Source organism: Dokdonella sp. (assembly GCF_036518555.1).
GTDB lineage: Bacteria > Pseudomonadota > Gammaproteobacteria > Xanthomonadales > Rhodanobacteraceae > Dokdonella_A.
Genome location: NZ_DATDMY010000197.1, coordinates 1 through 10812, shown reverse-complemented (window position 1 = coordinate 10812; position 10812 = coordinate 1). Strand labels below are relative to the sequence as shown.

General features: G+C 66.4%; 10 protein-coding genes, 1 tRNA gene and 1 pseudogene. All 12 read right to left on the bottom strand.

Going from position 1 to position 10812, the window contains the following annotated elements; translation table 11 throughout:
- Positions 1-107 (bottom strand): translation initiation factor IF-2 N-terminal domain-containing protein (locus VI238_RS18755; protein ID WP_414650056.1); only part of this gene is annotated, 107 nt, incomplete at its 3' end.
- Positions 108-233: 126 nt separating this feature from the next.
- Positions 234-1727 carry a transcription termination factor NusA gene (gene nusA / locus VI238_RS11255; RefSeq protein WP_331651344.1) on the bottom strand — a complete coding sequence of 498 codons (1494 nt, stop codon included), beginning with the start codon at positions 1725-1727 and terminating at the stop codon, positions 234-236.
- A 157-nt stretch (positions 1728-1884) separates the two neighbouring features.
- Positions 1885-2409, bottom strand: coding sequence for a ribosome maturation factor RimP (gene rimP, locus VI238_RS11250; protein WP_331651342.1), 525 nt, complete (start codon positions 2407-2409; stop codon positions 1885-1887).
- A 228-nt stretch (positions 2410-2637) separates the two neighbouring features.
- Positions 2638-2714: transfer RNA gene (locus VI238_RS11245), tRNA-Met, on the bottom strand.
- Positions 2715-2791: 77 nt separating this feature from the next.
- Positions 2792-4261: an NADH-quinone oxidoreductase subunit NuoN gene (gene nuoN / locus VI238_RS11240; protein WP_331651340.1), complete on the bottom strand. Its 1470-nt coding sequence runs from the start codon at positions 4259-4261 to the stop codon at positions 2792-2794.
- Positions 4262-4271: 10 nt separating this feature from the next.
- Complete coding sequence (locus tag VI238_RS11235; RefSeq protein WP_331651338.1) at positions 4272-5780, bottom strand: NADH-quinone oxidoreductase subunit M; 1509 nt, start codon at positions 5778-5780, stop codon at positions 4272-4274.
- Between the two features lie 19 nt (positions 5781-5799).
- Positions 5800-7860, bottom strand: coding sequence for an NADH-quinone oxidoreductase subunit L (nuoL, locus tag VI238_RS11230; protein ID WP_331651336.1), 2061 nt, complete (start codon positions 7858-7860; stop codon positions 5800-5802).
- A gap of 6 nt (positions 7861-7866) precedes the next feature.
- Entirely contained in the window at positions 7867-8172 is a 306-nt protein-coding gene (nuoK, locus tag VI238_RS11225) for an NADH-quinone oxidoreductase subunit NuoK (protein WP_331651334.1), read from the bottom strand.
- The gene (locus VI238_RS11220) at positions 8169-8804 is read right to left on the bottom strand and encodes an NADH-quinone oxidoreductase subunit J (RefSeq protein ID WP_331651332.1); all 636 of its coding nucleotides are present in this window, start codon (positions 8802-8804) and stop codon (positions 8169-8171) included. The genes nuoK and VI238_RS11220 overlap by 4 nt, the downstream gene beginning before the upstream one ends.
- A gap of 13 nt (positions 8805-8817) precedes the next feature.
- Complete coding sequence (nuoI, locus tag VI238_RS11215; protein ID WP_331651331.1) at positions 8818-9306, bottom strand: NADH-quinone oxidoreductase subunit NuoI; 489 nt, start codon at positions 9304-9306, stop codon at positions 8818-8820.
- An 11-nt stretch (positions 9307-9317) separates the two neighbouring features.
- On the bottom strand, positions 9318-10310 hold the full coding sequence (gene nuoH, locus VI238_RS11210) for an NADH-quinone oxidoreductase subunit NuoH (protein ID WP_331651346.1): 993 nt from the start codon (positions 10308-10310) through the stop codon (positions 9318-9320).
- Between the two features lie 63 nt (positions 10311-10373).
- Positions 10374-10812: pseudogene (locus tag VI238_RS11205) on the bottom strand (NADH-quinone oxidoreductase subunit G); the annotation flags it as partial.

The window sequence follows — 10812 nt, the reverse complement described above, 5'->3', positions numbered from 1 at the left end:
TGGTCGGGATCGGAGAACTTCATGCCCGCTTCACCGAGCTGCGCGAGCAGTTTGTCGACCGGTGTGCCGAGGACCTTGGCCAGTTGTTTGATCGTGACGTCCGACATCGATTTGGTACTCCGTGGCCCTGCGACGCGTGCGATGGTGGTCCGTCCGGCGGCGCCTCGCACCGGCGCCGTCCGTCTTCGTTCGTTGCGGGCGGCACGCTTCGCGCGCCTCCCCGGCTCCGCCGGTTACGCGGCGGCGCCCTCGCGCGCGGCCATGATCAGCGCCGCCGCCTTGTCCTCGTCGATGCCTTCGAGACCGAGCTCGATGAACTCGTCGGTGGCGAGGTCGGCGAGGTTCTCGCGGGTGACGATCCCGTGCGACGCGAGCTCGAACGCGAGCGCTTCGTCCATGCCATCGACAGCGAGCAGGTCGTCGGCGGGCTTGTGCTCTTCCATGCCCTCCTCCACCGCGAGGGCGTCCGTGAGGAGCGCATCGCGCGCTCGCGCGCGCAACTCCTCGACGATGTCCTCGTCGAAACCCTCGATGCCGAGCAGTTCCGCGGTCGGCACGTAGGCGATCTCCTCGACCGTCGAGAAACCTTCCTGGACCAGGATCTGCGCGATCTCGCCGTCGACCTCGAGCTTGGCGATGAACAGGTCGCGTGCGGCGGCCTGTTCGGCCTCGCTCTTCTGCCGCACCTGGTCGGCCGTCATGACGTTGAGCTGCCAGCCGCTCAGCTTGCTCGCGAGGCGCACGTTCTGGCCGCCGCGCCCGATCGCTTGCGACAGCTTGTCTTCGGCGACCGCGATGTCCATCGAGTGCTTTTCCTCGTCGACGATGATCGACTGCACTTCGGCCGGCGCCATCGCGTTGATGACGAACTGCGCCGGATTGTCGTTCCACAACACGATGTCGATGCGCTCGCCGTTGAGTTCGTTCGACACCGCCTGCACGCGCGAACCGCGCATGCCGATGCATGCCCCGATCGGATCCGTGCGATGGTCGTGCGCGATCACCGCGATCTTGGCACGATCACCCGGGTCGCGCGCGCACGCCTTGATCTCGACCAGCCCCTGTCCGACTTCCGGGACCTCGAGTTTGAACAGCTCCATCATCAACTCGGGCGCCGTGCGCGACACGAACAGCTGCGGACCGCGCGGTTCCGACTTCACTTCGTACAGGTACCCGCGCAGGCGGTCGCCGGTGCGCACCGCTTCGCGCGGGATGCTGCGATCGCGCGGGACGAACGCCTCGGCATTGCCGCCGAGGTCGAGGTAGATGCTGCCGCGTTCGACGCGCTTGACGATGCCGGTGATGAGTTCGCCGACGCGATCCCTGTAGGCGTCGACGACGAGCGCGCGCTCCGCTTCGCGCACGCGCTGCACGATCACCTGCTTGGCCGCCTGGGCGGAAATGCGGCCGAAATCGGGATTCTCGATCTGCTGCTCGATATAGGCTCCGACTTCGATACCGTCGGCCTCGTCGACCGCATCCATGAGGCGGATCTGCCGATCGGGCGATTCCATCACGACATCGTCGGGGACGACTTCCCAGCGCCGGAACGTCTCGTAATCACCGGTGTCGCGGTCGATCGAAACGCGCACGGCGACGTCCTCGTCGATGTAGCGCTTCTTCGCGGCGGACGCGAGCGCGGCCTCCATCGCTTCGAAAATGACGCCTCTCGGAACGCCCTTCTCGTTGGCGACCGCATCGACGACCAGCAGCAGATCTTTGCTCATTGTTGGGCTCCTCGGAACGGCTTCGCTGCCGCCCGAACGACGACTTCAATCCTGTTTGTTACCGCTTCGTCCGACCTTCTCGACCGGGCCTCACGCTTCGTTGGGTACTTCGGTATCGCTTCCACAACCCCGCCCGTCCTTCGGACGGGCCGCCGCGTCACTTCTTCTTTCGCTTCGCAGGCGCTACGGACTCCGTCTTGCCCGGGCGCGCCGGAGCGAGTCCGAGCGCGACGTAGTCCGGCACGAGGCGCGCCTTCGCGATGTTCGCGTGCGCGATCTCGACCTGCTTGCCGTCCTGATCGATCGTCACGCGCTCGTCGTCGACGGCGTGGATGCGACCCTGGAAGCGACGGCGACCGTCGAGCGGCAGGTTCACGCTGATCTTGACCTGCTCGCCGCGGAACCGCTCGAAATGGGCCGGCGTGAACAGCGGCCGCTCGAGGCCCGGCGACGACACTTCGAGCGTATAGCGGCCGGCGACCGGATCGTTGACGTCGAGCAGCGCGGAAATCTCCCGGCTGGCCCGCTCGCAGTCGTCGATCGTGACGCCGCGCTCGGGTTCGTCGATGTACACGCGCAGCAGGCTGCTGCCTGCGTTCGGGCTGAACTCGATGCCGACCAGCTCGAGGCCGAGATCGGCAATGGCAGGTTCCAGCAACTGGCTCAGTTCGTCGTTGGTCATGGTGTCCGTCGCGATCGTCCGTGACCGCCAAGGCACGCGCGTCCAGTGCGGGCGCGCGAGCGAGAAAAGCAAAAACACAAACAAAAAATGGGCACGAGGCCCATTCCGTAGTTCGCCGTTGTGTCGCATCCAACATCGGCGCAGCCGCCCTCGGGCAGCCGGCGCATCCTGCGCCTGGCCAGAAAAAAAGCCGCTCGAGGCGGCCTTTTCCCTGGACCTCAGTGAAACTGGTAGCGGGGGCAGGATTTGAACCTGCGACCTTCGGGTTATGAGCCCGACGAGCTGCCAGACTGCTCCACCCCGCACCGAGCTACGCAGTGTAGCGGCAACGCTTCCCCAGGGCAACCCCGGCGACGTGCCGCGAGGCCTGAGGGGGCGACGTTCAGTGCGCTGCGACCGCGAGTGCGCGATCGCACCACTCGAGCAGCGGCCCCCAGGCGACGCCGAGTGCGAGCAGCGCGAGTCCATTCAGCGACAGCGCCCAGCGAAAACCGCGATCGCGCGGCAGGTCGAGCGCAGTCGCGTCCCGCGGCGCGTCGAAGTACATCACCTTGACGACGCGCAGGTAGTAGTAGAGGCCGATGATCGCGAACACGATCGCGACGATCGCGAGCCACATCTGGCCCGCGTCGATGACGGCCTTGAGCACCATGAGCTTGGCGAAGAATCCGAACAGCGGCGGCACGCCGGCGAGCGAGAACATCGCGATCGCCATGATGCCCGCGTACCACGGGTTGCGCTGATTCAGGCCCTTGAAGTCGTCGATCTCCTCCGCCTCGAAGCCCGCGCGCGCGAGCAGCATGATCATGCCGAACGCGACGGCAGCCATGAGTGCGTAGCTGATCACGTAGAACATCGCCGCCGCGTAGCCGGACGCGCTGCCATTGACGAAGCCGAGCAGCAGGAAGCCGACGTGCGAGATCGTCGAATACGCGAGCATGCGCTTGAGGTTCGTCTGCGCGATCGCGAACACGTTGCCGACCGCGAGCGAGAGGACCGCGAGCACGCCGAGCATCTGCGTCCAGTGCGCGTTCATGCCACCCATCGCGCCGTCGAGCAGGCGCCAGGTCATGCCGAACGCGGCGATCTTCGAGGCCGAGCCCACGAACAGCGTGACCGCGGTCGGCGCGCCCTGGTACACGTCCGGCAGCCACATGTGGAAAGGCGCGGCACCAAGCTTGAATGCGGAGCCGACGACGAGGAACACGAGGCCGAACGCGAGCAGCGTGCGGTGCGGGCTGGTCGCGGAGAAATCGGCGACCGCATGGATCTTCGCGAGGTCGAGCGTGCCGGTGGCACCGTAGATCATCGACATGCCGTACAGCAGCAGGCCCGACGCGAGCGCGCCGAGCACGAAGTACTTGATCGCGGCCTCGCTCGATACCGACGAATCGCGATTGAGCGCGACGAGCGCGTACGAGCTCAGAGTCAGCAGCTCGAGGCCGAGATAGACCGTGACGAGATTGCCGGCGGACACCAGCAGCATCATGCCGAGCGTCGCGAACAGCAGCAGCAGGTAGAACTCGCCGACGAACAGCTTGCGCGCGCGCAGGTAGTCGCGGCTGTAGAGGAACACGAGGCCGGTGGTCAGCAGCACGAACACCTTGAGTACGGTGGCGACGCCGTCGCGCAGGAACATGCCATTGAACGCGGCGATGCTCGCGCCCTCCGCGGGCGCGTCGCGCCAGACCAGCACGCCGGTGACGAGCAGCGCGGCGAGCGAAAGCCAGTGCGTGGCATCGCGCTGCGCGGGCTTGAGGAACAGGTCGATGAGCAGGATCGCGCAGGTCGCGCCGAGCAGGAACAGCTCGGGCAGCATCGTCGCGAGATCGGCGGGGTTGAACTGGATCATGTCGGGTGGCTCACATCTTGGCCAGGCTGAGCTGCTGCACGAGCTGCTGCACGGCGGGTTCCATGAGGTCGGTCAGCGGCTTCGGGTACACGCCGACCGCGAGCACGCCGGCCGCGAACGCGCCGAGCACGATCCACTCGCGCACGTCGAGGTCCTTCATCTTCGCGACCTTGTCGTTGCCGACTTCGCCGAACACGACGCGCTTGACCAGCCACAGCGTGTAGGCGGCACCGATGATCAGGGTGAACGCGGCGACCGCCGCGATCAGCGGGCTGTCCTGGAACGAGGCAAGGATGACCATGAACTCGCCGACGAAGCCCGACGTGCCCGGCAGGCCGCAGTTCGCCATCGCGAACAACACCATGAACGCGGCGAACCACGGCATCACGTTCGCGACGCCGCCGTAGTCCTTGATCATGCGCGTGTGCAGGCGGTCGTACATGACGCCGATGCAGGAGAACATCGCGCCCGAAACGAAGCCGTGCGAGATCATCTGCACCATCGCGCCCTGGATGGCGAGTCGCGCGCCGACCGGATTGGCATTGACGCGCACGAGCGCGAGCGCGACGAAGATGCCGAGCGTGACGAAGCCCATGTGCGCGATGGACGAGTACGCGACGAGCTTCTTCATGTCCTCCTGCACGAGCGCCACGTAGCCGATGTAGACGACCGCGATCAGCGACATCGCGATGACCACCCACGCGTATTCCTGCGACGCGTCGGGGGTGATCGGCAGCGAGAAGCGAATGAAACCGTAGCCGCCGACCTTCAGCATGATCGCGGCGAGGATGACCGAACCGCCGGTCGGCGCTTCCACGTGCGCGTCCGGAAGCCAGGTATGGACCGGCCACATCGGCACCTTGATCGCGAACGCGATCAGGAACGCGAAGAACAGCCACGCCTGCTCCTTCGCTCCGAGGCTCGCGTGGGCGAATGCGTCGAGCGAGAATTCGCCGGTCTTCATGTGCAGGTAGATGAGCCCGACCAGCATGAAGATCGAACCGAAGAACGTGTAGATGAAGAACTTGAGCGTCGCATAGACGCGCCGCGGGCCGCCCCAGATGCCGATGAGGATGAACATCGGGATCAGCATGCCTTCGAAGAACACGTAGAACAGCAGTGCGTCGGTCGCCGCGAACACGCCGACCAGCAAGCCCTCGAGCGCGAGCATCGCGGCCATGTACTGCGACACGCGGTCCTCGATAGGGCCCCATGCGCCGAGGATCACGAGCACGCTCGTGAACGTGGTGAGGACGATCAGCGCGATCGCGATGCCGTCCACGCCGAGCGCGTAGTTCGCGTTCAGCGCGGGGATCCAGGCCAGCTTCTCGACGAACTGCATGCCCGGGATTGCCGGCACGTAGGACGTCCAGAGCGGGATCGACAGCAGGAACGTCGCGACGGCCGTGGCCAGTGCGAGCCAGCGCGCCGTGTTCGCCTGCCGGCCGAACGCGAGCACGGCGATTGCGCCGAGCACCGGCAGCCAGATCAGGAGACTCAGGAGATGCGGTAGATGCATGGTTGTGTCAGTCCGTCGATCAGGGCGCCAGGTGGGTGACCCACCACACGCCGCCGAGCAGCGCGATCAGGCCGAGGATCATGGCGAAGGCGTAGTGGTAGAGATAGCCCGACTGCAGCCAGCGCACGGTCGCCGACACGCGGTCCACGAGCGCGGCCGAGCCGTTCACCGCGACGCCGTCGATGAGGCCGGCGTCGCCGCCCTTCCAGAGGCCACGGCCGAGGGCGATGCCGCCGCGCGCAAACACCGCCTGGTAGATCTCGTCGATCCAGTACTTGTGGTCCAACAGCGTGTAGACCGGGCGCAGCGCGCTCTTGAAGCGTGCGGTCACGCCGGGGTTGAACAGCCAGACGTACGTCGCGACCGCGAAACCTGCGAGCGCGATCCAGAACGGAGCCTGCGTGAACCCGTGCACGACCATCGCGAGGGGTCCGTGGAACTCCCTGGCGATCTCGCCGAGGACGTCGCGGCCCTCTTCGTCGCTGACGCGGATCGCGCCGCCGAACCAGCCGCCGAACAGCATCGGCCCCACCGTGAACCAGCCGACGATGACCGACGGGATCGCGAGCAGCGCGAGCGGCAGGGTGATGACCCAAGGCGACTCATGCGGCGCGTGGGCGAGATGCCCCGGCTCGTGATGGCCGTGGCCGTGGTCGTCGTGGTGGGCGTCGTGATGACCGTGCCCGTGATGGTGCGCGTCGACGACGAAGCGCTCCTTGCCGTGGAACGTCTTGTAGAGCAGCCGGAAACTGTACAGCGCGGTCACGAACACGCCAGCCATCACGCAGAAGTAGGCATAGCCAGCGCCCCAGCGATGCGACTCGCCGACCGCCTCGATGATCGCGTCCTTGGAGAAGAAGCCGGCGAAGCCGGGCGCACCCGCGAGCGCGAGCGAGCCGAGCCACATGGTGATCCAGGTGATCGGCATGTACCTGCGCAGGCCGCCCATGTAGCGCATGTCCTGCTCGTGATGCATCGCGACGATGACCGAGCCCGCGCCGAGGAACAGCAGGGCCTTGAAGAACGCATGCGTCATGAGATGGTAGACGCCGCCTGCGTAGGCCGAGACGCCGAGCGCCACCGTCATGTAGCCGAGCTGGGACAGGGTCGAGTAGGCGACGACGCGCTTGATGTCGTTCTGCACGACGCCGATCAGGCCGGTGAACAGCGCGGTCGTCGCACCGATCACGAGCACGAACGACAGCGCCGCCTCGCTGAGCTCGAACAGCGGCGACATCCGCGCGACCATGAAGATGCCCGCGGTCACCATCGTCGCGGCGTGGATCAGCGCGGAGATGGGCGTCGGACCTTCCATCGAGTCGGGCAGCCATACGTGCAGCGGCACCTGTGCCGACTTGCCCATCGCGCCGATGAAGAGGCAGATGCAGACGATCGTCGAGACGTGCCACGGATGGCCCGCGAAGATCTCGACCGTGCGCGAGAACGCGACATCCGACGCGGTGGCGGAGAATACCTGCGAATAATCGAGCGAGCCGAACCAGAACAGCACGCCGGCGATGCCGAGCAGGAAACCGAAGTCGCCGACGCGGTTGACGAGGAACGCCTTCATGTTGGCGAAGATCGCGCTCGGCCGCTTGAACCAGAAGCCGATCAGCAGGTACGAGACGAGGCCGACCGCTTCCCAGCCGAAGAACAGCTGCAGGAAGTTGTTGCTCATGACGAGCATGAGCATCGAGAACGTGAACAGCGCGATGTAGCTGAAGAAGCGCTGGAAGCCGTCGTCGTCCGCCATGTAGCCGATCGTGTAGACGTGCACCATCAACGACACGAAGGTCACGACGACCATCATCATCGCGGTGAGGCGATCGACGAGGAAGCCGACGTGCGCGCCGAACGAGCCGACCTGGAACCAGGTGTAGAGGTTCTCGTTGAACGTGTTCGCGCCGCCCCAGACGAGCTGGTAGAGCACGTGGAACGACAACGCGCACGAGAGCAGCACGCCGGCGATCGTGACGCCCGCGGCGCCCTTGCGGCCGACCTGGTTGCGCAGCAGGCCCGCGACGAGCGCGCCGGCCAGCGGCGCGAGGACGATGACGAGCAGGATGGTTTTCGAGAGCATCGTCGATCAGCCCTTCATCGAATCGATTTCGGTGACGTTGATCGTCGCGCGATTGCGGAACAACACGACGAGGATCGCGAGGCCGATCGCCGATTCGGCCGCGGCGACCGTGAGGATGAAGAACACGAACACCTGTCCGGACGGATCGCCGAGGAATCGCGAAAACGCGACGAAGTTGGTGTTGACCGCGAGCAACATCAGCTCGATCGCCATCAGCAGGGTGATGACGTTCTTGCGGTTGATGAAGATGCCGGCGACCGCGATGCAGAACAGCACCGCGGCGAGGGTGAGGAAATGCGCGAGCGTGATCACGGCGTGGTCTCCCCGTTGCTGCCGGCCGTCGCGGCGGGCTTCTCCGCCGCCATCCTGACGATGCGCACGCGATCTCGCGCCTGCACCATGACCTGCCGCGACGGGTTCTGCGTGCGTACGCCGGTGCGGCGGCGCAAGGTGAGCGGTATCGCCGCGACGATCGCGACGGTGAGGATCAGCGCGGCAACCTCGAACGGCAGCAGGTACTGACTGAACAGCGCATTCGCGAGCCAGGACGTGTTCGACATGCCCGCGGCGGCGGCGGGTTCAGGCGGCGCCGGCAGCTGCATCGTGCGGACGCCGATGAGGCCGAGCATCTCGACCAGCATGACCACGGCGACGATGATGCCGACCGGCAGCGCGCGCACGAAACCTTCGCGCAGCGGGTCGAGGTCGAGGTCGAGCATCATGACCACGAACAGGAACAGCACCATCACTGCGCCGACGTAGACGAGCACGAGCGCGATCGCGAGGAACTCGGCGTCGGCGAGCAGCCACGTGCACGCGGTCGAGAAGAACGTGAGCACGAGGCACAGCGCGGCGTGCACGGGGCTGCGCACCGAGATCACCGCGAGCGCGGCGCCCACGGTGATCGCGGCGAAGGCGTAGAAGCAGATCAGCTGGAAGCTCATGGGTCCGTGTCCGTCAGCGGAACGCCGCGTCCTGCGCACGCGCAGCGGCGATGTCCTTCTCGAAGCGGTCGCCGATCGCGAGCAGCTGCGGCTTCGTCACGACGTTCTCGCCGCGCTTCTCGAAGTGGTATTCGTGGATCGAGGTCTCGACGATCGAGTCGACCGGGCAGCTCTCCTCGCAGAAGCCGCAGAAGATGCACTTGAACAGATCGATGTCGTAGCGCGTCGTGCGGCGCGTGCCGTCCTCGCGCGGCGCGGAGTCGATCGTGATCGCGAGCGCGGGGCACACCGCCTCGCACAGCTTGCACGCGATGCAGCGCTCTTCGCCGTTCGGATAGCGGCGCAGGGCGTGCAACCCGCGGAAGCGGTTCGACTTCGGGATGTGTTCCATCGGGTAGCGCACCGTGTACTTCGGGCGCCACAGGTACTTGAACGTCAGCCCGAGGCCGGCCAGCAGCTCCAGCAGCATCAGACTCTTGAGGTAGCTCGTGACTCGATTCATTGCCTGTCGCCTCAAGCGCCCGCGGTGACCCAGCCGAAGTACTTCATGCATCCCGCCACGAACACCCACACGATCGTGATCGGGATGAACACCTTCCAGCCGAGCCGCATGATCTGGTCGTAGCGGTAACGCGGGAAGCTCGCGCGGAACCAGATGTACGCGGTCGCGAAAAAGAATGCCTTGCCCGCGAGCCACCACCATCCCGGCGCGCCGAGCGCGCCCCACGAGGCCGGGAACGGCGACAGCCAGCCGCCGAGGAACAGGATCGGCGCGAGGAACGACACCAGGATCATGTTCGCGTATTCGGTCAGGAAGAACACCGCGAACGGCGCCCCCGAGTACTCGACGTGGAAGCCCGCGACGATCTCCGACTCGCCTTCGGCGACGTCGAACGGCGCACGGTTCGTCTCGGCGACGCCGGAGACGAAATAGATGACGAACATCGGCAGCAGCGGCACGCAGAACCAGTCGAGCAGGCCCTTGGCGCCGGCCTGCGCCTGCACGATGTCGCTGAGGTTGAGGCTGCCTGCGAGGATCAGCACGCTGACGAGCGAGAAGCCCATCGCGATCTCGTAGCTGACGACCTGCGCGGCCGAACGCATCGCACCGAGCATCGCGTAGCGCGAGTTCGACGCCCAGCCCGCGAGGATGATGCCGTACACGCCCATCGAGGTCATCGCGAGCAGGAACAGCAGGCCCGCGTTCGCGTTCGACCAGGCCACCTTCGGGCCGATCGGGATCACCGCCCACGCCGCGAACGACGGGATCAGCGCCCACAGCGGCGCGAGCAGGAACAGGGCCTTGTTCGCGTTCGCCGGGTAGACGACTTCCTTGAGCAGCAGCTTGAAGACGTCGGCGAACGTCTGCGCGAGGCCGAACGGACCGACCTTGTTCGGCCCCATGCGAACGTGCATCCAGCCGATGACCTTGCGTTCCCACCACACGTACATCGCGACGCCGATGATCAGCGGCACGAGCGGCAGCAGCAGCAGGCCGAGCGCCATCGACAGCGTCGGGAACGTCGACACGAACGAGTGGAAGGCGGCGATGATCGAGTCCATGCGTCGTCAGGCCTTCGTGATGTCGAGGGAAGCGCCGTGCGGCGGCAGGTTCGCCGAACCCTTGAGGCCGGCTTCGATCCACGCACCGCCGCGCGACACGCGGGTCGACAGCTCGACCGGGAGCTCGACGCCGGACACGCGCGCGCTCGCGCCCGCGCCGAGGCCGAGCGCTAGCGCATCCTCGGGATGCAGCGTCACGCACGCGGGACGCGCGAGCGGGTGCGCCTGCAGCGCGGGAGAGCGGCGCACGACCGCGTCCGACGCGTAGATCGACGTCGTCGCGACGCGCACGAGGCGACCCTGGGCGGGTTCGATGCGCGGGCGCAGCGCATTCGTCGCGGTGGCCGGCGCCGCGCCGTCCGCGGCCATCTGCGTGCGCACTTCGTCGATCGCGGTGAACTCGAAGCCAGGCAGTGACAAGGCGGCACCGAGTGCGCGCAGTACC